This window comes from Paractinoplanes lichenicola (assembly GCF_016785085.1).
Lineage (GTDB): Bacteria > Actinomycetota > Actinomycetes > Mycobacteriales > Micromonosporaceae > Actinoplanes > Actinoplanes lichenicola.
In genome coordinates, this window is the sequence record NZ_JAENHO010000004.1 from 25,067 (window position 1) to 48,530 (window position 23,464).

A 23,464-nucleotide genomic window follows, 5' to 3' on the forward strand; every position below is an offset into this window, starting at 1 on the left:
GGGCGCCTCCGTTGAACCGCGGAGGTGGTCGGTATGGCAAGAACTGATGAGCTCAAGCGCCTGCTCGACGAGCGCGTCGTCGTGCTCGACGGCGCGTGGGGCACGATGCTGCAGGGGGCCAAGCTCACCCCGGCGGATTATCGCGGCGACCTGATCGGCCCCGATCATCCGCAGGACGTCACGGGCGATCCCGACCTGCTGATCCTGACCCGGCCCGATGTGATCCTCGACGTCCACCGGCAATATCTGGCCGCCGGGGCCGACATCACCACCACCAACACGTTCACCGCGACGAGTATCGCCCAGGCCGACTACGGCCTGGAGTCGTACGTGCGGGAGATGAACCTGCGCGGCGCCCAGCTGGCCCGGCAGGCCGCCGACGAGGCCGGGGGCAAGTTCGTGGCCGGCTCGATCGGCCCGCTCAACGTCACCCTGTCGCTCTCGCCCAGGGTCGACGACCCGGCGTATCGGGCCGTCACGTTCGACCAGGTCAAGGCGGCGTATGCGGAGCAGATCGCGGCCCTGGCCGAGGGCGGCGTCGACATCCTGCTCGTCGAGACGATCTTCGACACGCTCAACGCGAAGGCCGCCATCGCCGCCGCCCGCGAGGTCGCGCCCGAGCTGCCGCTGTGGATCTCGGTGACGATCGTCGACCTGTCCGGCCGCACCCTGAGCGGGCAGACCGTCGAGGCGTTCTGGCGGTCCATCGAGCGCGCCGAGCCGCTGATCGTGGGTGTGAACTGCGCGCTCGGCGCCACCGAGGCCCGCCCGCACGTGGCCGAGCTGGCCCGGCTGGCCAACACCTACGTCGCCGCCCACCCCAACGCGGGCCTGCCCAACGCGTTCGGCGGCTACGACGAGACCCCCGACCAGACCGCGGCCCTGCTCAAGGAGTTCACCGAGGCGGGCCTGGTCAACATCGTCGGCGGCTGCTGCGGCACCAGCCCCGCGCATATCGCACAAATCGCCCAGAGCGTCAAAGGCGCCAGCAAGCGGGAAGTCGCGACCAAGAGCGAGACCACCCGATTCAGCGGCCTCGAGCCCTTCGAGATCGGCCCCGACACCGGCTTCGTCATGATCGGCGAGCGCACCAACGTCACCGGCTCGGCCAAGTTCCGCCGCCTGATCGAGGCCGACAACTATCAGGGCGCGGTCGACGTCGCGCTCGACCAGGTGCGCGGCGGGGCCAACCTGCTCGACGTGAACATGGACGCCGACCTGCTCGACAGCGAGACGGCGATGACCACGTTCCTCAACCTGATCGCCACCGAGCCCGAGGTCGCCCGCATCCCGGTGATGATCGACAGCTCGAAGTGGAGCGTGCTCGAGGCCGGCCTCAAGTGCGTGCAGGGCAAGGGCGTGGTCAACTCGATCAGCCTCAAGGAGGGCGAGGAGCAGTTCCTCGAGCACGCCCGCCGCATCCGCGACTTCGGCGCCGGCGTCGTCGTCATGGCCTTCGACGAGCAGGGCCAGGCCGACACGCGCGACCGCAAGGTCCAGATCTGCGGCCGGGCGTACGACCTGCTGGTCAACGAGGCCGGCTTCGCGCCCGGCGACATCATCTTCGACCCCAACGTGCTCGCCGTGGCCACCGGCATCGCCGAGCACAACGGCTACGCCAAGGCCTTCATCGAGGCCCTCCCGCTGATCAAGGAGCGCTGCCCGGGCGCGCGCACCAGCGGCGGCATCTCGAACCTGTCGTTCTCGTTCCGCGGCAACGACGTGGTCCGCGAGGCCATGCACTCGGCCTTCCTCTACTACGCGGTGCAGGCCGGCCTCGACATGGGCATCGTCAACGCCGGCCAGCTGGCGGTCTATCAGGACATCCCGGCCGACCTGCTCGAGCTGGTCGAGGACGTGCTGTTCGACCGCCGCGAGGACGCCACCGACCGGCTCGTGACGTTCGCCAGCACGGTGACCGGCAAGGGCAAGCAGCGCGAGGTCGACCTGTCCTGGCGCGACGCCCCGGTCTCCGAGCGACTCTCGTACGCGTTGGTGCACGGCATCGTCGACTTCATCGAGGCCGACACCGAGGAGGCCCGGCAGGAGAAGGAACGGCCGCTCGAGGTGATCGAGGGCCCGCTGATGGACGGCATGAAGGTGGTCGGCGACCTCTTCGGCTCGGGCAAGATGTTCCTGCCCCAGGTGGTCAAGAGCGCCCGCGTGATGAAGCGCTCGGTGGCCTATCTCGAGCCCTTCATGGAGGAGGAGAAGGCGGCCAGCGGCAACACCCGCGGCCAGGGCAAGGTCGTGCTGGCCACGGTCAAGGGCGACGTCCACGACATCGGCAAGAACATCGTCGGCGTGGTGCTGGGCTGCAACAACTACGAGGTGATCGACCTCGGCGTGATGGTGCCGGCCGGCAAGATCCTGGACACGGCGATCAGCGAGGGCGCCGACGTGATCGGGCTCAGCGGCCTGATCACGCCGTCGCTCGACGAGATGGTCTCGGTCGGCGCCGAGATGCAGCGCCGCGGGCTCAAGCTGCCGCTGCTGATCGGCGGCGCCACCACGTCCAAGCAGCACACGGCGGTGCGGATCGCTCCCGCGTACGACGGCTCGACCGTGCACGTGCTCGACGCGTCCCGCGTGGTCGGCGTCGTCAGCGACCTGCTGCAGCCCGACCGGGCCGAGCGGCTCGACGTCGCGAACCGGGCCGACCAGGAGCGCCTGCGCGAGCAGCACGCCAACCGGCACGCGCAGCCGCTGCTGACCCTGGAGCAGGCCCGGGCCAACCGCGAGCGGATCGACCTGGGCGAGATCCCTGCTCCCACGTTCACGGGCGTACGGGAGGTCCGGCCGACGATCGCCGAGCTGCGCGAGATGGTCGACTGGCAGTTCCTGTTCCTGGCCTGGGAACTCAAGGGCAAGTATCCGGCGATCCTCGAGCAGCCGGTCGCGCGCGAGCTGTTCGACGACGCCAACGCGCTGCTCGACCAGATCATCGCGGACGGCTCGTTCGAGGCGCGCGGCAAGTACGCGCTCTGGCCCGCCCACAGCGACGGCGACGACATCGTGCTGGACAACGGCGTCACCTTCCCGATGCTGCGCCAGCAGACCGAGAAGCCGGCCGGCCGGGCCAACCGCTGCCTGGCCGACTACATCGCGCCGGCCGGGCACGGCGACCACCTGGGCGGCTTCGCGGTGGCGATCCACGGCGCCGAGGAGCTGGCGGGCAAGTACGAGGCCGACAACGACGACTACCGCGCGATCATGGTGAAGGCGCTGGCCGACCGGCTGGCCGAGGCGTTCGCCGAGTTCCTGCACCTGCGCGTGCGCCGCGAGTGGTTCGAGCCCGAGGCGCAGCCCGAGCTGGCCGACCTGCACGCCGAGAAGTTCCGCGGCATCCGGCCCGCCCTGGGCTACCCGGCCAGCCCCGACCACAGCGAGAAGAAGGACCTGTTCGAGCTGCTGGGCACCGACGAGATCGGCGTCGCGCTGACCGAGTCGTTCGCGATGACGCCGGCCGCCGCCGTGAGCGGGCTGATCTTCGCCCACCCCGAGTCGCGCTACTTCACGGTCGGCCGGCTCGGCAAGGACCAGGTCGCCGACTACGCCCGGCGCCGGGGGATGCCGCTGGACGAGGTCGAGCGCTGGCTCCGCCCCAACCTGGCGTACGAAATCAGCTAGTGGGGCAAGATCGTCGGGTGACCACAGTCGATGATCTTCTGATTCAGGCCCGTGACGGCATGCGGCGGCTCGACCCGGAACAGACCCGGGCGGCCGTCGCGGCCGGCGCCCTGCTGATCGACACGCGCACCGACATCCAGCGCCGGCAGCAGGGCTCGCTGCCCGGCGCGATCGTCATCGACCGTACGGTGCTGGAATGGCGGCTCGACCCCACGTCGCCCAACCGGATCCCCGAGGCGACCGGCCACGACCGGGTGGTGATCGTGGTGTGCCGCCAGGGTTACAGCTCCAGCCTGGCCGCGGCCAGCCTGCGCGCGCTCGGCCTGGTCAACGCGACCGACCTGGCCGGCGGGTTCGAGGCGTGGGTGGCGGCCGGCCTGCCGACGGCCACCGGCCCGGAGGACGTGCGCTACTGACTCAGTTGTACGAGCGGTAGCGGCGTCGCCGGCGGCGATGCGGGTCGCGCCACATGTTGCGGGTGAGGAACAGGGCCACGCCGGCGATCAGAACCGCGATGACGCCCATCATCGGCATGCTGAGCTGCGAGCTCGAGTCGCTCTGCTCGGCCGAGGAGAGCACCGCGCCACCGGGCCCGGCGGCACCGGCAGCACCACCCGCGGGCGTGGCCGCGGCGGGCGGGGGAGCGGTCGGCAGCGCGGCGAAGTCGACCAGGTTGCTGCTCTCGAGCAGCGTCAGGTGGGTCATCACGAACTGGTTGGCCCGCTGGGCCAGCTTGCGGATCGTGTCGTTGCGGGTGCTCGTGCGGATCGTCGCGATGGCCGGGAAGATCTTGCCGTGGGCGGCCCGCAGCCGGTCGATGTAGATCTGGTCGAACTCCTCGCCCTCGGCGTTCGCCATCTCGTCGAGCCAGCCCTGCTGATCGGCGTTGGGCTTGTCGGGCAGGTCGATGTCGAGCTTGGCCGCCGCGTTACGCACCATCTCGTCGAGCACGACGTGCTGGGACGCGATGTCCTGGCCGATCTTCTTGATCCGGGCGTTGTTCGACTTCTCCTGGGCCATCTCGCCCGCCGGGATCTCCCACAGCCCGGCCAGCCGCACCTTGACCGCGAAGTCGGCGTCGGCGTCGGCCACCCGGCCCTTGCCGGTGTCGGTGATCAGCTGGTTGGGCGGGTCGGGGACGCCCGGTTCGGCCCAGGCGGCGCTCGGTTCGAGGGCGGCCAGGGCCACTGTGGCGGCGACGGCCACGCCGGCCAACCGGCGGAACACATGAGCGACGGTGGACACGCCGACCTCCCGAACTGCTGTCTCCTGGCCCTGGACGTGCAGGAGTACGGAGGACGACCCGTCTCCGGATCAAAGGAAACTCATAGGAAATATTCGACGGGCATGGAAACAGCCTGCCGGGCGACGCCGGCAGGCTGTCTCGACGGGCTTACAGGGGCAGCCAGAGCGCCAGGACGTTCGGCGGCTCCCAGCCCGGCAGCGAGGTGTGGGCCTGCCGGCACTGATAACGCGCGCCGTTGTAGGTCACGATCTGACCCACCGCGTACGGGGTGTTGGCCGCCCAGGAGGTGGTGCCGGCGGGCGGCTGCGTGGTCGGCGGGGTCGTCGGCGGCCGTGTGGTCGGCGGAGTGGTCGTGGGCGGAGTCGTCGGCGGGGTGGTCACGGGCGGGTTCCCGCCGGCCCCGAACGGGCTCAGGATGATGCCGGCCCGCTGCGGGTCGCCGTCGTTGACCAGCGACTCGAAGCCGCCGACGTCGTCGTACGCGAAGCCGTAGGCCTTACCGTCGGCCATGTTGGCGTGGATGATCCGCGAGTAGTGGTTGGCCGCGCTGTTCTTGTAGAACGCGTTCGCGTCCAGCACCGGCTCCTGCGCCGAGGTGCCGAGCGTGCCGCGGACCAGCGCGGTGCAGATCGTGCGGCGCACCTCGCTCTGGATGAACGGGGCGACGTTGGGCGCGTTGAAGACGCCGTCGCAGCCCCACACGTTCGACGTCGAGGGCTTGTCGACCGTCGCGACCTCGGCCCCCGAGCTGTCCGTGAAGCGCATGGTGTTGCCGACCGTACGGCCGAAGAACTTGCGGTTCGGCTCGGCGGAACGCGGCACCACGGTCAGCGTGCGGCTCGTGTAGGCGGCGAAGGCCGAGTTGATGTACGAGTCCAGGTAGTTCGCGGGGAACAACCCGGCGTCGGTGGCCTTGCCCGGCGCGAGCACCCGCAGCACCGTGCCGTCGGAGCGGGTGATGACCGACCGCTCCCAGCCCGGCTGCGCCTTGATCGCGTTGATCACCTTGTTCCGGCCGTCGTTGACCACATCCCCCGTACGTTTGGTCTGCCCGGCGCCGTTGGTGACGGTGACCGCGTGCGGGATACCGAAGAAGTCGACCTGCGAGCTGTTCAGCCACAGGCCGGCGTCGTTGAACGTGAACTCGCTGGTGTCGAACAGGGTGTTGAAGTTGGGGTCGCCGGGTGCCCAGGGCGCGGGCTGCACGAAGCCGTCGGGCGTGATGAAGAATTTGATCTTGTCGCGCATCGCCATGTAGACGCGGCCCGACAGGCCCTTGGGGATGCGGATCGTGGTGCTGCCGCCGTTGCCGGGGCCGGGGATCGACACGTCGGGCGCCGGGGTCGGGGGGATGCCGCCCGCGGGCCACGGCGAGAACGCGCCGGCGCTGTTCACCGAGCCCCAGCGGCCGTTCATGATGCCGATGACGTAGAGGTGGACCGCGTCGCCGCGGCCGGTGTTGTTGGTGACGGTGACGGGGAGGATGGCGGGGGATGCCGCCGAGGCGGGCAATGTGACCGCCGCAATGGGCGCGGCGACGGCCAGGGCCGCCACCGCGCTCAGCCATGCGGTGCGCTTACGCAAGTCGGCTCCTCAACTGTTCGGGTGAGGAGAGAATGTTTTGGAAAGTTAACAGTTGTCAATGGAGCCGATCGAACGCTGCCTCTTTATTCAAAGAATTTGAGGCCGAACCCGGTGTTCGAGGTCGCGCCGGGCACGTTGGCCCGGGTGTAGGTGGTGTTGCCCCACCAGACGAACGAGCCCGTGTACCAGTAGCGGTTGGCCCACGAGTACGGCGTGCCCTTGGGCACCGCGTGATACATCATCGGGAACCGCGGGCCGGCCGGCGGGCTCGTCGCGATGTCGCCGTTGAGCAGCACGAACGTGTGGTGGCCGGGCCCGTTGGCGTACAGGGTGGGGTCCCAGCCGGCCATCATGGTGGCGCGGTTCGAGCCGAAGATGCAGCCGTTCGACTTGTACCAGTCCCAGACGTACGTGGGGTCGCCGCCGGCCCGCAGCCGCAGGTCGGCCAGGCAGTACTGGTCGCTCCAGCTGCCGTTGGCCGAGTACACGATGTGCAGTTGCCCGTTCGGGTCGCGGATCGGCTCCGGGCCCTCGTTGATGAACGGGTTGCCGACCACGCGCTCCCAGCCCTCGCGGGGCTGCGAGATGACGTACCGGCCGCCCGTGGTCGTGGTGGGGCTGCTCATCCGGGCGATGTAGAGGTTCTGCTCGACGTTGGTGTCGCCGGCCCAGCCCGACCACACGAACCAGCGCTGCCCGTTGAAGGTGAACATGCTGCCGTCGATGGCCCACTTGTCGTCGGGTAGGGCCATCCGCGTCTCGGCCGTGTACCCGCTGTCGGGCGCGCCCGAGCTGATCGCGTACATCCGGTGGGCCGAGCCGCGGCCGGCCGAGAAGTGGATCCAGTAGCGGCCGCCGTCGACCGCGATCTCGGGCGCCCACACCTCGCCCAGGTTGCGGGAGTCGGACCAGACCTGCCGCTGGGGCGCGGTGGCCAGCCCGTCGGTCGACGAGGCCTGCCGCACGGCGATGCCGCCGCCGGTCGACTGGACCGAGATGTACGTGCCGCCGACCCGCAACACGCTGGGGTCGGCGGCCCGCAGGGAGGTCTGCCCGGCCTCGGCCGGGGTTGCCGTCTGCACGAACGCGGCCGCCAGGACGACGGCCGACACACACGCGAGGCGGCGGATGAGGATCTTCATGACGAACTCCTCGGGGGATTGGGGGATCTCCCGAGGATCGGCCGCCGTTTACATCGTTGTCAATGCGCGTAAGGGCAGAAACGGGTGCGTCCGCCCCGGGACCACGTGATCGTCCTGGGGCGGCCGATCAGACCGGTTCCGGCATCGCCTCGGGCACTAGCACGGCGGCCTGCGGCGTACGGCTCAGGGCGATATTCGCGGCGTGCAGGTACGCGCGGTTACCGCTGGCGACGTACTCGGCACGGAGCAGGGCGGCGATCTCGTTCGCGGTGGTCAGCGAGCGGGCTTCGGCGTCGACGGTTCGGAACATGGCTCACGCTTTCTCGATCAGGAACCAAAACATGATGCGCCGTAACGAGCCCGAAATCATCAACCGAAACGGTGTTGACGGCAAGGGTCCTCGATGATCACGCAAACACATAAGCTCCCTGATGTGACAAGAGGGCTACCGGGTGTGGTTGATCACGGTCCGACGGGCGTCGCGGCGGCCTGCCGGGCCAGCAGGCGGGCGACGCCGTCGGCGGTCATCGGCTCGGCCAGGTGGAAGCCCTGGCCCAGGGTGTAGCCGAGCTCGCGCAGCGCGGCCACCTGCTCGGGGCTCTCGATGCCCTCGGCCACGGTGTCGAGCCCGAGGGCGTGCGCGAGCTGGATGACCGCGCGGGCCACGGCCTGCCGGGCGTCGGCCGCGGCCGGGTGCCCGTCGTCGATCTCGATGCCGTCCACGAACGACTTGTCGAGCTTGACGATCGCGGCCGGGAAGGCGCGCAGCAGGCTCAGCGACGACTCGCCGGTGCCGAAGTCGTCCAGCGCGAGCCGGATGCCCATGCGATCCAGTTCGTACAGGGCCCGCGAGACCTGCTGGCCGCGCAGCACGGCCGACTCGGTGACCTCGAGGACCAGCCGCTCGCAGGGCAGCCCGCTGTCGGCCAGCGCGCCGGCCACCTCGGCCACGAAATCGGGGTCGTGCAGCTGCCGGGCCGAGACGTTGAGCCCGGCCTCGCGCAGCGCGTCCGGCCCGAACTCGGCCAGCCACGCCGCGGCCTGCCGGCAGGTCTCGCGCAGCACGAACCGGCCCAGCGGCACGATCAGGCCGGTGCGCTCGGCGGCCGGGATGAACTCGCCCGGCCCGACCACGCCGCGCGTCGGGTGATGCCAGCGGACCAGGGCCTCGACCCCGACCAGGCGGTTGCCGTCGAGCCGCACGATGGGCTGGTAGACCACCCGGAACTCGTCGTTGTCGAGGGCCCGGCGCAGCTCGCCGCCGAGTTGCATGTGGGCCAGCACCGGCTCACCCATGCCCTCGGCGTACCGGACGAACCCCGCCTTGCCCTGCTGCTTGGCCGTGTACATGGCGACGTCGGCGTCCCGCAGGATCGTGTCGACGGTGGCGCCCGGGGCCGCGGTGGCGATGCCGATGCTGGCCTGCACCAGCAGCCGGTGCTCGCTGATCGGGCGCGAGAGCGCGGTCAGCAGCCGAGCGGCCAGCGCCTCGGGGTCGGCGCCGGTCAGCACGACGGCGAATTCGTCGCCTCCCACCCGGACGGGAAGGTCTTGACCCACCTCGGCCCGCAGCAGCCGGGCCACCGAGATCAGCAGCCGGTCGCCGACCCCGTGCCCGAGCAGGTCGTTGACCGTCTTGAAGTCGTCGAGGTCGATCAGCAGCACCGACACCGGCCCCGGACCGGCCAGCGCGGTCGTCAGGCGCTCGCGGAACAGCGCCCGGTTGGCCAGCCCGGTCAGGCCGTCGTGGCCGACCTCGTACTGCAGCCGCTCCTCCTGCAGCTGCGCCTTCCGCAGCAGCCGGGCGTTCTCCCGGTACGCCAGGTATTGCCGGACCATGACCAGCGCGGTCACCACCACAGCGGCGATCAGCACCACCCGCACCGGCGCCCGCAGCGGCGCGCCGAACGCGACCGCGAGCAGCGGCACGTCGACCAGGATCATGGCCAGATAGGGCAGCAGCACCCCGACCCGGGCCTGCTCGCGGCGCAACCCCCGGTCGGCGCGCTGCTGCGCGGCCACGCCCAAGGTGACCAGCAGGGGGCACAGCGGCATGAAGATCGCCTGGGCCAGCACGCTGGCCAGATAGCCGTACTGCACCGCGAGCACCGCGTCGGCCCCGGCCGGGATGCCCCCGGCGGCCGCGATGAACCGGATCGCCACCCGGTCGACCGGCCCGCCCGCGATGTACGACACCTTCGTCGCGGCTCCCACCGCGACCAGCAGGGCCAGCCCGACCAGCACAGTCGCCTGCGGGCTCCACGGCTCGCGGGCCGACAGCATCGGGGCCAGCCCCAGATACCACAGCACGGCGGCGCAGCCGAGGAACGCGATCGTCCGGTCCAGCCTCATCCGCCACCGCTCGGCCCGGCCGGCCGGGGCGACCGGCACCCGGGCCAGCCCCCAGATGGCGAACAGGAACCCGAAAGCGGCGAGGGCCGCGGCGGGCGCGGGCATGCTGCGGGTGCGCACCTCGTCGGCGTGGGCGAACATGTCGACGGCCAGCCAGGTGTAACCCACCGTGAGCGAGACGGCGGCGAGCAGGATGGCCCGCCAGAACCGCCGGGCCACCGGGTCGCGGCCGGCGCCACCCCGGCGCAGCAGCCCGGCCACACTGCCGGCGGCGAGCGCGCCGCCGAGGGGCACGAAGACGTAGGCAACCGCCTCCACCCCGACGCCGAAGCCGAGATAGCCGACGCACCAGAGGGTGCCGGCCAGGGCGACAGCGGCGGTGGCCCCCACATATCGCCGGCCGGCGCCTCCCTGCTTCACGCGCCCGACCCTAACCGGTCCGATGTAGAGACGATCTCCCCCGAACGTTCGCTTCTAGGCCCTGTTTCGTAGCTGGGGTGGCAGCGAGGCCGGGTCCAGATTTCGTCTGGTGGTGGCCCGGGGAAGCCTGGCTCCCGGTGTTGGAACCTGGCTTTCGCGGGACGCCGCCAGGCGGGATCTGGGCCCTGCCGCAGCCCCGCCGCAGCTACGAAACAGGGCCTAGTCGAGGCGATAGAGGATGTGGCCGTCGATGACCTCGCGGGTGATCCCGAGGCCGTCGGTCGGGCGGTCGGGGACGCCCACCCACGGGGTGTCGGGCAGCCACTCGGGCAGGACGACGACCGAGCGGATGCCCTCCGCGCGCAGGGCGGCGATGCTCGGGGCGTCCGGGAAGGTCTTGCTGACCTCGCGGATCCGCTGCTGGCTGGCCGGCTCGAACGTGACGATGCCGTTGGGGATGCGGGGGAAGCCGTTCGTGGTCCAGAGCATGATGGACATCTCGAGGCTGCCGCCGCTGGGCAGCACCAGGGTCGGCTCCTGAGCGGCGGCCATCGCGGCCGGATAGCGGATCAACTCGGGGTGCGGGGTCTTGTTGACGCCCTCGACGACGACCAGCGCCAGCGGGATCAGCAGGGCGAGCCGCACCGCGACGAACTTGCCGCGGGTCAGCGAACCGGGGCCCCAGGGCGCGGCCGTGCGGGCCCGGACGACCAGGGCGCTGATCGCGCCGGCGGCCAGCACGGCCATCAGCAGCGAGATCCACAGCATCATCCGGCCCGAGGTGCGCAGCGCGTTCCAGCCGGGCAGGTGCTTGGAGAGGGTCAGATAGCCGGGGTCGCCGTGCCAGGGGGTGTTCGCGCCCAGCGCCAGCAGCACGGCCACGGCGACGCCGAGGAGCAGCAGCACGCGGTGGCGGACCTTGAAGACCGAGAAGAACAAGCCCGCGGCGGCCAGGGCGATCAGGGCCACGCCGGGCAGCAGCGCCATCTCGGGCGGCCAGAACAGGTCGGCCCGGACGGCGGCGTGCCGGTCGCCCCACAGCCAGGAGCTGTCGGGGGCGATGAAGAAGCCCCGCCAGGGCGCCGAATACATCTCGGTCCAGTTCAGCCCGCGGTCGGCCTGCGGGTTGAGATCCACCACGCGCAGGTAGGCGACCCCCATGTACGCCGTGGCCGCGCCGAAGCTGAGCCCGCCGATCAGGTCGGCCACCAGCAGTCGCCGGCCGAAGACCGGACGGCCGCGCCGCCACCAGGCCCAGCCGTAGCACGCGGCGGCCACGAGGCAGATGGCGATCATCAGGTACGCGAAGGGGAGCCCGATGGCGAGGCCGAGGCTGATCTGCCACGCGCCGACCAGCCAGCCGGCCAGCGCCCAGCCCGGTTTGTGCCGGTCCGGGCGATGGCCCCGGCGCAGCGACCAGCCGTGGCCGCGGGCGAGCATGGCCAGGCAGAGCGCGATGCCGCCGGTGGAGATGACGTTCATGTGCCCGGCGTGGGCCAGCCGCCACGGCGCGAACGCCCACGCGACACCGGCCACCGCGGCGCCGAGGGGGCGGGCGCCCAGCTGCCGGGTCAGCGCGTACGCCCCGATGAAGGCGAGCGCGTGGAGCAGGACGTACAGGATGTTGTAGCGCAGGACGGCGTCGTCGAGGCCGGAGCCGAAGATGCCGAACGGCATGTAGCCGAGGACGGTGTCGGTGAAGGCCAGCGAGTGCGGCTCGGGATAGAACGTGTTCGCGTCCCACAAATGCGCGGGATCGGTCAGCAGCGCGTGCCCGCCCCAGGCGATCTGATAGGCGAACAGGGCCGGGTCGCCGATGTCGCCCGGCACGGTGTGCCTCGGGTCCTTCATCGTCGGCCAGGTCAGCAGCACGGCCAGCACCAGCGAGCCCAGGATCACCAGGATCCACTCGCGGCGGGCCCACAGCCGCCTGGCCAGGCCCGGACGCGGCTGCTCAGCGACGGCCTGCTCAGCGGAGGGGACAGCCTCGTCGATTTCGGTCACCCAAGCCCCCTATGTCCGCCGCGCAGCGCCGCACATTGTCACATACCGATGACGGCCTGTGCGGCCCGGCGGGATCAGGCGAGCCAGCCCGGGCGGATCAGGCCTGCCTCGTACGCGTAGACGACCAGCTGCGCCCTGTCCCGGACCCCCAGCTTGATCATCGTGCGGCTGACGTGGGTCTTGGCGGTGGCCGGGCTGATCACCAGGCGGGCCGCGATCTCGTCGTTCGACAGGCCCTCGGCCACCAGCACCAGCACCTCGCGCTCGCGGTCGGTCAGCTGATCGAGGGTGGCCGGCGGGGTCGCGGACCGGCCCGTGCCGCCGCCCGCGAACTCGCCGATCACGCGCCGGGTGACGCTCGGTGACAACAGGCCGTCACCGGCCGCGACCGCCCGCACGCCGCGGATCAGCTCGACCGGCTCGGTGTCCTTGACCAGGAAGCCCGAGGCACCCGTACGCAGGGCCTCGAACACGTATTCGTCGAGCTCGAACGTCGTCAGGATGACCACGCGGGTCTCGGTCAGGGCGGGGTCGGCGGCGATCCGGCGGGTGGCCTCGAGGCCGTCGACGCCGGGCATGCGGATGTCCATCAGCACGACGTCGGGCCGGGTCTGCTGCGCCTTGGTCACCGCCTCCAGCCCGTCGGCCGCCTCGGCCACGACCTCGATGTCGGGCTCGGCGTTGAGCAGGGCGCGGAAACCGGCCCGTACGAGCAATTGGTCGTCCGCCAGCAGCACCGAGATCATGCGCCTTCTCCCGTGGGTAGTAGGACCGACACCAGGAAACCGCCGTCGACCGGGCCCGCCTCGAGCGTGCCGCCCAGGCTCTGCGCGCGCGCCCGCATGCCGGCGATGCCCGTGCCCGCGGGGCCGCCCTCGCGCACCGGCGCCACCTCCACAAAAGTATTGCGGACGGCCAGGTGCAGCGCGGTCGGCAGGTAGTCGACGCAGACCGAGGCCGTCGCGCCCGCCCCCGCGTGCCGGCGCACGTTGGTCAAAGCCTCCTGCACGATCCGGTACGCGGCCCGGTCGACCTCGGCCGGCAGCGTGCGCACCTCGCCGGTCGTCTTCGTCTCGACCGGCAGCCCGGCGTCGGCGGTCAGGTCGTCGAGCCGGCTCAGGCCCAGCGCGGGCTGCCGGGGCGCCGCCTCGTCCTCGGTGCGCAGCGCGCCCAGCACCGAACGCACCTCGCGCAGCGCCTCCGAGCTGGCCGTCTTGATCGCCGAGAGCGCCTCGCGGGCCTGCTCGGGGCGGCTGTCCATCAGGTGCAGGCCCACGCCGGCCTGCACGTTGATCAGCGACAGGTGATGGCCGATCACGTCGTGCAGCTCGCGGGCGATGCGCAGCCGCTCCTCGGACGCCTGCCGCTTCTGCTGCTCCTCCTCGGCCCGCTCGCGCTCGGCCCGCACCTTCACCAGCTGGGCCATCTGCTCGCCCTTGATCTTGGCGATCCCGCCCATGAAGATGGCCCCGGCCAGCGCGATGCCGACCAGCAGGGTCTCGCGCAGCCCGGGGAGCACGCGCTCGTCCAGCTCGGCGCGAAAACCCCAGAAGAGCACAAGATAGACCCCGTACGCCGTGAGGGCGGCGACGATCGACGCGGTGCGCCGCCCGCAGGCGGCCAGGTGGAACAGCGCGATCATGGGGGCGACGGCCCAGAACCAGTGCGGCTCGGCCATCGTGGCGAACGTCAGCGAGGCGGCCGTCGTGATCGCGAACGCGACGACCGGGTAGCGCCGCCGGACCAGCAGCGCGGCCGGGCCGACGATCAGCAGCGCCCACACCCACGGGCTGAACGCGACGAACACGCGGCCCTCGCCGGCCAGGTTCTTGGCCCCGATCAGCTGGAACAGGGCGGCGCCGACGGCTGCGCCCACGCCCGGGTCCCGCCGGCCGCGGAACGTCCCGGGAATCGGGGGGCCACCTCGATTCCCGTGCGCCCAGGGCGGCGACGGGGGCCGGTGCATGTGTCTCACCCTGCCGAAGCTACGGCACCCGCTCCCACCCGGGCATCGGTGCGCGGGACCGGACGCGGGTACTCCCACGGGCGTACACGGGAATGCGGTTGTGCTCCTCACGGCGTACGGGAAAGCGGTTTTGCCCTCCCGAAGGCCTCCCGGAAGATGCTCCGCCGGGGCGACGCCCGCAAGCGCCGAAAAGCCGACGCTTGTTCCACGACGCCCCGAGGAGGACACGGTGGAACCCAACGAGACCAACTGGTCCCAGACGAGCACCAAGCGGATGCGGACCTCCGACAAGGAACGCGAGCACGTCGCCGAGATCCTGCGGGCCGCGATGGCCGAGGGCCGCCTCGACCTGGCCGAGGGGGAGGAGCGGCTGGCCAAGGTGTACGCCTCGAAGTTCCGCGACGAGCTGGCCCCGCTCACCGCCGACCTGCCGTTCGGGGGGCTGCGCGCGCTGGCCGACACGCCCGGCAACCGGGTCGCGACACGCCGGGCCCTGCGCCGGCACGCGTGGGTGGTGGTCTCGATCGGCATGATCCTGACCGGTCTCTGGATCATCTCGGGGGCGCACTTCTTCTGGCCCGCGATCCCGCTCATCTTCCTGGTCATCGGGTTCATGAAGCACGCTCGCTACCGCCACTACCGCTACGAGTACAGCCTCGGCCACGGGGTCGCGCCCTGGAACGGCCCCGGCTGGGACGGCCCGCGTCAGTTCCACAGTGGACACCGCGGTTGTTGATCGATCCTCCCCGCTTTGCCAGAGTTGATTGGTTCAAGCGGGGAGGAACAACTTCACATGATGGGTCCGTCGCACGCCCTCTCGGGGGCGACCGCCTGGCTGGCCGGCACCTGGGCGCTGGACCACTTCGCCGGGTATGAGCAGTCGCCGCTCGCGGTGGCCGTGGGCACGCTCGTCTGCGCGGGCGGCGCGCTGCTCCCCGACCTGGACCTGTCCGGCAAGGTCACCCGCAACCAGGGCGGCGCGACAGTCGCCCGTACGTTCGGGGTCTTCTCGCTCTTCGTGGCCGAGGTCATCGAGAAGGTGTCGCTCGGCATCTACACGGCGACCCGGCTCTCGCGCGACCCGAGACGAACCAACGGCCACCGTACGTTCACCCACACCCTGCCCTTCGCCGGGCTGCTCGGCTGGGGCACGACGGCGCTCGCCGGCCACTTCGGCAAATGGGCCGTGGTCGGGATCGTCTTCTTCACGGCCGGCCTGGCCCTGCGGGGCCTGTTCGACAAGTGGGCCGAACGCGCCGGCTGGTTCATCGTCACCCTCTGCTCGGCCGTGATCGCCTGGTTCACCGCGGCCAACCTGCCCGGCGACCGCGGCTATCCGATGCTCGGCTTCGCGGTGGCGGTCGGCTGCGTGGTCCACCTGTTCGGCGACATCATCACGTCGGCGGGCGTGCCCATCCTGTGGCCCGTACCGACCGGCCGCCGGCTGTGGCGCATGGTCGGGGTCCCCAACGGCATGGCCATCAAGGTCGGCGGCAAGGTCGAGACGGTCGTCCTGCGTACGGCCATGGTCGTCATCTCGCTGGTCGCGATCGCCGGCATCTTCGCGCCCGGCCTGCTGCAGCGGTTCGAGGATTTGATTTCCACAAGCTCAACAGTTGCCATGAAGGAAAATATCTGACATAGTTTCCGTCATGGAAAACATTGAGCGGGTGCCGGACTCCACCGCGGCGCGCGAGGCGCTGGCCAGCATCGACGTCGCGCAGCGGGCGGTGCGGGACACGCCGTGGCCCACGTGGCTCTACCCCGTCAACGCCGTCCTGCTGGGCGCGATGGCGCTGACGGCCCTGGCCCCCGAGGACAATCGCTTCCCCACCCTGCTGGCCGTCGCGTTCGCCGTCATCGCGGTGAACGCCGTGACCGGATACCGCATGGGGACCCCGTGGACGTGGCCCACGAGCCGGGTCTTCCTCGTCTCGGTGATCGGCGCGGGCCTGTGCATGGCCGCCGCGTTCGCCGTCAGCGACCACACCGGGCCGGTCATCGCCCTCGCCGTCGCGACCGCAGCCCTCTACCTGGTGGGCAGCGTGGCCCACCGCCGGACGACCGGCCGCCCGCGGTGACGGCGGAGCTCGACCCGATCATCCACCCGACCCATCGCCTGCGGATCTGCGCGATGCTGGTCGCCGGCACGACGGTGGAGCTGTCGGTCATCAAGGACCACCTCGACCTGAGCCCGTCCGCATTGAGCAAACAGGTCGCGGCCCTGGTCGACGCGGGCTACGTCAAACAGGAACGGCTGGGCAGCGACACCCGCCGGGTCTGGCTCTCGATGACCCGCCAGGGGCTCAAGGCCTACCGGGGGCATGTGGCCGCCCTGCAGGAAATAGTCAACGCGACGACAGTGATCCCAGCCGACCAGCAATCCTGACGGCGTCAGGCTCCGGCCGGCCGCGACGACGCCAACGCGTTCAGCGAGACGCCCTGCTCGGCCGCGCGTACGGCGAGACGTCGATGAACCTCTTCGGGTGGCGCCGCTGGCCGGGCGGGTCGCCACTAAGATCGACCGCGATCTTGGGGAGGTCCGCGGTGAGGCGTGTGATGGTGGCTGTTCTGGCCGCTCTGGTGGGTGTGACAACCGCCTGTTCGGGTTCCCCGGGTTCGTCAGGGGAGGACGGGGCGGGGACCGCTGAGACGCTCGCGTTGTATTCGAGCGGCGGGGCGGCGGCGCCGGTGTCGCAGCTCGGGTTGCCGGCGACCGAGCTCAAGGACGCGTTCCTCGTCAGTCCGCATCAAACGATCAAGTTCGCGCGCTGGGTGGCGGCGCCGGAGCTGACCAGCGACCAGCTCATGGCCGCGGGGCTCGAGATCAAGGACGCTGACGGCTTCCAGGTCGCAGACCAGGCGTTGCGGGCGCCCGAGGGGCACGAGTTGTTCATCGTGGACGCCGACAACCCCGACGTGATCCCGATGTCGCAGAAGGACGCGTTGAAGAAGGTCAGCTTCGCGCTGGTGGTCGGTGGGAAAAGCCGGGACCTCGGCAACTCGCTCTCCGCGTACAACCTGCGGGACGCGCTGCTGGCGGTCGTCCCGGCCGGGGCCGAAGTGCGGCTGGACCTGACCGACGAGGGCCGCACCCAGTCGCTCGACCTGCGCACCGGCAAGCGGGCCGTCGCCGTCGCCGCGTTCTATCCGCTGCGGCAGGCGTCGGCCGGGCCCTCCGAGCGGTGGCGCTATCGGGGCAGCACCTACACCTCGATCATCGCCAGCCTGAACGCGCGGCTCAGCCCGTGGACCGAGGAGAAGGGCTGGGCCCCGGCCGGTCGGGCCTGGCTGACCGGCAAGGTCTCGGTCAGTGTGGGCTCGCTCGAGCTGCCACTCACGTCGAAGAGCGTCCGGACCCCCGCCACGATCCAGGTCGACCTCGGCCGCGACCTGCGCCTGTCCGGCTCAGGCATGCCGGCGCGACTGTGGCCGGCGGGCACCACCGTGTTCGCGGCCGACCCGCTGGCCCCCGGCCTCCCGGAGGAGGCGACGAGCCGCGCGTTCACCGTCTCCGTGCCGGAGAAGCTGACGAAGTTCACCGCCACGTTCGCCACCAAGGTCGACACGCCCGGCTACGTCCGCGACCCCGACCAATCCGACAAGTCCCGCGTGGCCACCCTCGAGGCGCCGCCGCGCTGAGCGCTCGCCGGGGTATCGGGTCGCTCGGTGTAGTGCCACTATGGACAGAATGTTCGGACGACGGGGGCGTGGCACGCCGAGTTCGTTGGCGACTCTGCGGGAGCCGCGGGCGGAGCAGGAGATTTGGCGGTCCTATCGGTCCGGGGCCGATGTCTCGGTGCGGCGGCGGCTGGGTGAGTTTCGGGCGTTCTTCCGGGATCACGGGTCCCGGCTCACGAATCTGAGTGATCCCCTGTGCGCGGCGTCCGTCGGGGCTTCGTTGAGTGCGCCGTTCGTTTCCGTGACCGATTTGATGGGGCTGCCTCGCGAGATCGTGTTGGAGGCGGTGGCCAAGACGGGCACGGCTGAGGCTCGGGCCGCTCTGCTGGCGCTGGCCGTGGCGACGGACGGGCAGTTGGAGACGCTCGCGCAGCGGGCCGCGGCCACGATGGATGGTGTACCCGAACCGCCGTGGGCTGCGGCTGCGCGGACACCCCTGAAGCGGGTCTCCACCGAGCGGCTGCGCGACCGTGACGACGATCGGATGGAAGCGCTCATTGTGGCGTTCAAGCAGGGCCGGTATCACGCGTGTTTCGTGATGCGGTTCCACCCGGTCTCGCTGCTGACGGCCCGGATCCTCTTCCTGCCCGAGGTCAGCCGGGCCGCGGCGCTCGCCGACTTCACCGCGGGGCGGGGCGCGGCCGAGCCGTACAGGTTCACCCGCAAGTTCAGGGTCACGGAGACGCAGGAGAGCATGGTCGCGCTGGTCGGTGGTCTGCTGCGGGAGAACGAGCTGAACCTGCGGATGGGGCGCGGCCACCCGCCGTACCCGCCGGATCTGGCCCACCTGTCGCGCGTCGGGGAGGTCGAGATCGTGCCGGCCGTGCTCGTGCTGCTGCGCAAGTTCGTCCTTTCCGCGTACGGGATAAAGGCTTGGGAAGACGTCGACCACGGCACCCCGGTCTGGGTCTGACCATGCCGTGGACGACGGGGGAGGTCGTTCTCGGGCAGTACGAGGTGACCGGCGAGTCGAAGGCCGGCGGCATGGGTGTCGTGAACCGGGTGCGGCACCTCGAATGGGAGGTCGATCTGGCGGTCAAGACGCCGCTCGAGCCGGCCTCGTTCGCGCGGTTCGAGGCCGAGGCGGGCACCTGGGTCGGGCTCGGCCTGCACCCGCACACGGTGAACTGCGTGTACGTCCGCCGGATCGACGGGGTGCCGCGGGTGTTCGCCGAGTGGGTGGACGGCGGCAGCCTGGCCGAGGCGATCCGCGCCGGGCGGCTCGACGAGGCCGGGAAGGTCGACATCGCGATCCAGACGGCGTGGGGGCTGCAGCACGCGCACGACAACGGGCTCGTGCATCAGGACATGAAGCCGGCCAACGTGATGCTGGAGCCGGACGGCACGGCCAAGGTGACCGACTTCGGGCTGGCGGTGGCCGCGAGCGAGGGCACCTTCGGCGGTGGCACCCCGGCGTATTTCTCGCCCGAGCAGGCGGCCGCGGCGGCCGGTGATCGCGGCGTCCGGCTGACTCCGGCCACCGACGTCTGGTCGTGGGCGATCACCGTGGCCGAGATGGTCGCCGGGCGGCGCTTCACCCGATACGGCCAGGCCGCGGCGGAGGCGCTGGAGACTGTAGAGCTCGCGCCCGAAATGCACGCCTTACTGGCGTCCTGCTTCGCCGAGCGGCCGGACGGCTTCGGCGCCTTGATCGAGCGCCTGAGTTCCCTGTACGAGGCACTGACGGGAACGCGATACCCACGGCCCGCGCCCCGCCCGGCCCTGCTCCGCTCGGACGGCCTGTCCAACCAGGCGCTGTCCCTGCTCGACCTGGGCCGCGTCGACGAGGCCGAGATGCTGTGGCGCGAGGCGATCACGGCCGACCCGCACCACCTCCCGTCGGTCTACAACTTCGGCCTGCACCGCTGGCGTGCCGGCACGGTCACCGGCGAGGAGGTCGTCTCGGGGCTGGAGGCGGCCCGCGCGGCCGGCGGCGATCCCGAGCCCGGCCGGGGCGCCCTGCTGCTGGGCAGCGTCGAGCTGGAACGGCACGAGGACGACCGGGCCGGCGAGCTGCTGCGCGAGGCGGCCGCGGCCGATCCGGCGTCGGCCGAGGCGGTGGCCGCGCTGCGGGAACGGGCGACCCGGGCCCCGGGAATCAGCGCCGAGGCGCCGGCCGGGGAGGTGCGCGTGATGGCCACCGGGCCCGGCGGCGAGCATGTGCTGTTCGCGGTGCGCGGCGGTGGCCTGCACCGGTGGACGCCCGCCCGGGGCGAGCCGCAGCGGCTGGCCGACGGGGCCGCGGTCGAGGCGTTAGCCGTGGACGGGACCGGCTTGCTCGCCGCCGTGCTGCGCGAGGACGGCTCGCTCACGCTGTGGGACGTAGCCGAGGGGGTGCCGCGCGGCTGGCAGCGGTCCGTGCCCGGCGCGACGTCGGTGGCGCTCAGCGGCGACGGCCGGTTCGTGGCGGCCGGGCACGGCAGCGGCCGCATCGAGGTCTGGGAGATCGGCGCGCTCGGCGGCCCGGTCGTGCTGACCGGGCACACCGACCGGATCACCTCGCTGGCCCTGAGCCGCACCGGGCGCCGGGTGCTGTCCGCGTCGTTCGGCGGCAACATCACCCGCGAGGAGGGCGACGGCACTGTCCGGCACTGGGCAGTGGACACCGGCGAGTGCGTGGCGGTGTGGACCGGTCCGCGGCGCGGCACCCTCGCCTCCGGCGCCCCGTGGGTGCACTTCCGGGGCGACAAGGTCGTGGTGTCGGCCGACGCGCGACATGCGGTGGCCGCCTGGGAAAACGGGCCGCTGGTGGTGTGGGACGCCCGCCGGGCCGCCGTGGTCGGCGAGGCGTCGCACCGGCTGCGCTACGAGATCGTCCTGGCCCTTGCTCCCGGCGCCCGTGGGCTGCTGGCCGGCGGCCCCTCCCGGTCGGCCCGGATCCTCGACCCGCGCGCGGGGCGCAGCGTGCGGGCCTTCGACGACGGACTGCCGGAGCTCATGCTCGGTGTGGAGGCCGGCGCGGTCAGCCCGGACGGCAGCGTGGTGGCCCTCGGCGGGCCGTACCAGGTCGTGCTGCGGGCGATGCCGGGCTCCGGATATCGGGCCCCCTGGTGTTATGCCCGGCCCCGGTCCGCGCCCGAGCTGCATCGGGTCCAGGAGTCCTTCGACGACTTGATCGCCCGGGCCCGGGCCGGGTTCGACGCGGGCCGGTTCGCCGAGGTCGCGGAGCTGCTGCGCGCGGCCCGCGAGCTGCCCGGATACGACCGGCATGCCGAGGTGCTGAACGGGTGGCGGTCACTGCTCCCGCACGGCCGCCGGGCCGGTCTGATCGCCGCCTGGGAGACCTTCAGCGCGGACGGGCGCGACTTCTTCACCCAGCCCCCGACGGCCGCCCTCCGGCGCGACGGTCTGCTCCTGGCGACCGGGCGGTGGACCGGCCAGGTGGCGTTGCTGGACGTGGCCGAGCACCGGATCGCCGGCAACTTCGCGCCGGGCGGCAAGGCCCGGGAGATCCGCTGGGCCCGCGGCGGACGGCTGCTCGTGGTGCTCACCTGGGACGGCACGCTGCGGCTGCTCGACATCTCCGACGGCGGGGTGGAGGAGCTCACCGGCGAGACCGGTGCGATCACCGCCTTCGACCTCGACCGGGCGGGGGAGCGGATCCTGTACGGCGAGGAGTCCGGTGTGCTGCGGCTGCGTGGTCTGGAGACCGGCGTCAAGCTGTTCTCGATCCGCGCCTCCGACCACCCGATCACGGCCGTGGCCCTCGACCCCGACGACCCGCGCATGGCCTGTCTCGACCAGCGCGGCGAGGTCCGGATGTGGCGGCCGAACACCCGGCGCCCGGACTGGAAGCGGCGGGTGCCGTTCTGGCGCGAGACCCGGCTGCACTTCTCGCCCGACCGGTCCACCGTGCTCATCGACGAGATGGGGCTGCTGACCGGGGTGGACGCGGCCCGCGGCAAGAAGCGCTTCGCCTTCGAGAGTCGCGGTCCGACCGGAACCAGTGTCGGCAATGTGGCCTTCACCCCCGATCGGCGGCTGGCCGCCACCTCGGACGTGCGCCGGCTGCTCGTGTGGGAGACCACCACCGGCAAGGTGCGCCACGAGCTGTCGTTGCCGGAGGACCCGGTGCACTTCGCGCTGGGCCCGGATGGCACCTTTGCCGTCGTGGCGGGCCTGTCGGACACGGTCGGCATCTGGGCGACGGCCACCGGGCGCTGCCTGCGGACCTTGGAGGGCCACCAGGCGGGCCTGCACGTGATCCAGCTGGACGACCTCGGCACGGCGATGGTCACCGTCGACATCGGCGGCGGCCTGCGGGCGTGGGAGCTGGCCTGGGAAACCGACGTTGACTGAGGTCACCCTGGTCGTCGGCGGGGCGGGTCGCGTCTTCACCGGCGACGCCGAGGTGCTGCTCGGGCGTGACGCGGCGTGCGACGTCCAGGTGACCGACCGCCGCGTGTCCCGGCGCCACTGCCGGCTGGTGGTCCGGCCGGATCGTGTCGCCGTCCGTGACCTCGGGAGCCGCAACGGGACATCCGTGAACGGGGTTCCGATCGACGGCGAGCGGGAGCTGCACGACGGCGACGAGCTGCGGCTGGGCGACACGGTCGCGCGCGTGGGAGTGACGCGGAACGGCCTGACGATCCTGCGCGAGCTGGGCCGCGGCGCCCAGGGCGTGGTGCATCTGGCCCGTGAGCCGGACGGGAGCCTGGTCGCGGTGAAGACCCTGACCGCGCCCGGCGCGACCGACCTGTTCCGGCGCGAGCTGGAGTGCACGGCGGCGCTCGACCACCCGAACATCGTGCGCTTCCACCGCAGCCTGGCCGAGCCGCTGGGCTTCGTGGCCGAGTACTGCGCCGGCGGCAGCGTGGCCGACCATGGCCCGTACGGGGTCGAGAAGGCTCTTGATCTGACGCGGCAGGCGGCGGCCGCGCTGAAGTACGCGCACAGCGCCGAGATCCCGGTCGTGCACGCCGACGGCACCACCGCGGTCGGGCGTGGGCTCGTGCACCGCGACATCAAGCCGCAGAACCTGCTGCTGACGGCGGACGGGCGGCTCAAGGTGGCCGACTTCGGGCTGGCCAAGGCGTATGACCAGGCCGGGCTGAGCGGCCGTACGCCGACCGGGGCGATCGCCGGCAGCGTGGCCTTCATGCCCCGGCGGCAGGTGATCGACTACAAGTACGCCCGGCCCGAGGCCGACCGGTGGGCCCTGACCGCCTGTCTGTACTGGATGCTCACCGGTTCCCCGCCGCGCGACTTCCCGGCCGGCGCCGACCCGGTCGCCGTCGTGCTGCGCGAGCCGCCTGTGCCCGTACGGGAAAGACTGCCGGCCCTGCCCGCCGCGCTGGCCGCCGAGATCGACGCCGCCCTGACCGAGAATGTTTCTGAACCGCGATTCAAGTAAATTGCAAATTACCAGCTCACGAGCGCGAGAACGCTCTTGTCTGAGCTGACGCGTGATGGAACACTCGCCGCCAGGCCGGAACTCCC

The 23,464-nt window shown here is 71.6% G+C and carries 18 protein-coding genes and 1 pseudogene; 10 read left to right on the plus strand and 9 right to left on the minus strand.

Annotation, left to right across the window (positions count from 1 at the left end; translation table 11 throughout):
• The first annotated feature begins 33 nt into the window (after nt 1–33).
• Together metH and JKJ07_RS13510 are read left to right on the plus strand one after the other, a co-directional pair.
• Nucleotides 34–3,630 carry a methionine synthase gene (gene metH, locus JKJ07_RS13505; RefSeq protein WP_202991861.1) on the plus strand — a complete coding sequence of 1,199 codons (3,597 nt, stop codon included), beginning with the start codon at nt 34–36 and terminating at the stop codon, nt 3,628–3,630.
• A gap of 59 nt (nt 3,631–3,689) precedes the next feature.
• Complete coding sequence (locus JKJ07_RS13510; protein WP_202992576.1) at nt 3,690–4,046, plus strand: rhodanese-like domain-containing protein; 357 nt, start codon at nt 3,690–3,692, stop codon at nt 4,044–4,046.
• A 1-nt stretch (nt 4,047) separates the two neighbouring features.
• On the opposite strand, the gene JKJ07_RS13515 is transcribed toward JKJ07_RS13510, so the two are convergent.
• From JKJ07_RS13515 to JKJ07_RS13550, 8 genes are all read right to left on the minus strand, one after another.
• Nucleotides 4,048–4,875, minus strand: a complete 828-nt coding sequence (locus tag JKJ07_RS13515) for a DUF4142 domain-containing protein (RefSeq protein ID WP_202991862.1) — start codon at nt 4,873–4,875, stop codon at nt 4,048–4,050.
• A 148-nt stretch (nt 4,876–5,023) separates the two neighbouring features.
• A complete protein-coding gene (locus JKJ07_RS13520; RefSeq protein ID WP_236028967.1) occupies nt 5,024–6,460 on the minus strand; it encodes a beta-1,3-glucanase family protein in 1,437 nt (478 codons plus the stop codon).
• Nucleotides 6,461–6,543: 83 nt separating this feature from the next.
• Nucleotides 6,544–7,602: a glycoside hydrolase family 43 protein gene (locus tag JKJ07_RS13525; RefSeq protein WP_202991863.1), complete on the minus strand. Its 1,059-nt coding sequence runs from the start codon at nt 7,600–7,602 to the stop codon at nt 6,544–6,546.
• A gap of 127 nt (nt 7,603–7,729) precedes the next feature.
• A complete protein-coding gene (locus tag JKJ07_RS13530; RefSeq protein WP_202991864.1) occupies nt 7,730–7,912 on the minus strand; it encodes a hypothetical protein in 183 nt (60 codons plus the stop codon).
• A 152-nt stretch (nt 7,913–8,064) separates the two neighbouring features.
• Nucleotides 8,065–10,374: a putative bifunctional diguanylate cyclase/phosphodiesterase gene (locus tag JKJ07_RS13535; RefSeq protein WP_307834246.1), complete on the minus strand. Its 2,310-nt coding sequence runs from the start codon at nt 10,372–10,374 to the stop codon at nt 8,065–8,067.
• A 219-nt stretch (nt 10,375–10,593) separates the two neighbouring features.
• Nucleotides 10,594–12,378, minus strand: coding sequence for a hypothetical protein (locus JKJ07_RS13540; protein ID WP_202991865.1), 1,785 nt, complete (start codon nt 12,376–12,378; stop codon nt 10,594–10,596).
• 74 nt (nt 12,379–12,452) lie between these two features.
• The gene (locus JKJ07_RS13545; protein ID WP_202991866.1) at nt 12,453–13,124 is read right to left on the minus strand and encodes a response regulator; all 672 of its coding nucleotides are present in this window, start codon (nt 13,122–13,124) and stop codon (nt 12,453–12,455) included.
• The gene (locus tag JKJ07_RS13550; protein WP_307834247.1) at nt 13,121–14,254 is read right to left on the minus strand and encodes a sensor histidine kinase; all 1,134 of its coding nucleotides are present in this window, start codon (nt 14,252–14,254) and stop codon (nt 13,121–13,123) included. Before JKJ07_RS13550 ends, JKJ07_RS13545 begins: the two co-directional genes overlap by 4 nt.
• A 319-nt stretch (nt 14,255–14,573) precedes the next feature.
• Here JKJ07_RS13550 and JKJ07_RS13555 point away from each other — a divergent pair, with 319 nt between their 5' ends.
• From JKJ07_RS13555 to JKJ07_RS13570, 4 genes are read left to right on the plus strand one after another with little or no spacing between them, the layout of a single operon-like run.
• Complete coding sequence (locus tag JKJ07_RS13555; RefSeq protein WP_307834248.1) at nt 14,574–15,080, plus strand: DUF1707 SHOCT-like domain-containing protein; 507 nt, start codon at nt 14,574–14,576, stop codon at nt 15,078–15,080.
• Between the two features lie 57 nt (nt 15,081–15,137).
• Entirely contained in the window at nt 15,138–15,983 is an 846-nt protein-coding gene (locus tag JKJ07_RS13560) for a metal-dependent hydrolase (protein WP_202991868.1), read from the plus strand.
• 13 nt (nt 15,984–15,996) lie between these two features.
• A complete protein-coding gene (locus JKJ07_RS13565; RefSeq protein WP_202991869.1) occupies nt 15,997–16,425 on the plus strand; it encodes a hypothetical protein in 429 nt (142 codons plus the stop codon).
• A complete protein-coding gene (locus tag JKJ07_RS13570; protein ID WP_202991870.1) occupies nt 16,422–16,733 on the plus strand; it encodes a transcriptional regulator in 312 nt (103 codons plus the stop codon). Before JKJ07_RS13565 ends, JKJ07_RS13570 begins: the two co-directional genes overlap by 4 nt.
• A 5-nt stretch (nt 16,734–16,738) precedes the next feature.
• On the opposite strand, the pseudogene JKJ07_RS52220 reads toward JKJ07_RS13570, so the two are convergent.
• Nucleotides 16,739–16,822 (minus strand): annotated as a pseudogene (locus JKJ07_RS52220) (toxin-antitoxin system HicB family antitoxin); the annotation flags it as partial.
• A 69-nt stretch (nt 16,823–16,891) separates the two neighbouring features.
• On the opposite strand from JKJ07_RS52220, the gene JKJ07_RS13580 reads away from it, so the two are divergent.
• The 4 genes from JKJ07_RS13580 (at nt 16,892) to JKJ07_RS13595 (ending at nt 23,378) form a co-directional block, all read left to right on the plus strand.
• On the plus strand, nt 16,892–17,986 hold the full coding sequence (locus tag JKJ07_RS13580; RefSeq protein ID WP_202991871.1) for a hypothetical protein: 1,095 nt from the start codon (nt 16,892–16,894) through the stop codon (nt 17,984–17,986).
• A 280-nt stretch (nt 17,987–18,266) separates the two neighbouring features.
• The gene (locus tag JKJ07_RS13585) at nt 18,267–18,938 is read left to right on the plus strand and encodes a hypothetical protein (protein WP_202991872.1); all 672 of its coding nucleotides are present in this window, start codon (nt 18,267–18,269) and stop codon (nt 18,936–18,938) included.
• A 2-nt stretch (nt 18,939–18,940) separates the two neighbouring features.
• Nucleotides 18,941–22,324 carry a serine/threonine-protein kinase gene (locus JKJ07_RS13590; protein ID WP_202991873.1) on the plus strand — a complete coding sequence of 1,128 codons (3,384 nt, stop codon included), beginning with the start codon at nt 18,941–18,943 and terminating at the stop codon, nt 22,322–22,324.
• Complete coding sequence (locus JKJ07_RS13595; protein WP_202991874.1) at nt 22,317–23,378, plus strand: protein kinase domain-containing protein; 1,062 nt, start codon at nt 22,317–22,319, stop codon at nt 23,376–23,378. Before JKJ07_RS13590 ends, JKJ07_RS13595 begins: the two co-directional genes overlap by 8 nt.
• Nucleotides 23,379–23,464: the final 86 nt, after the last annotated feature.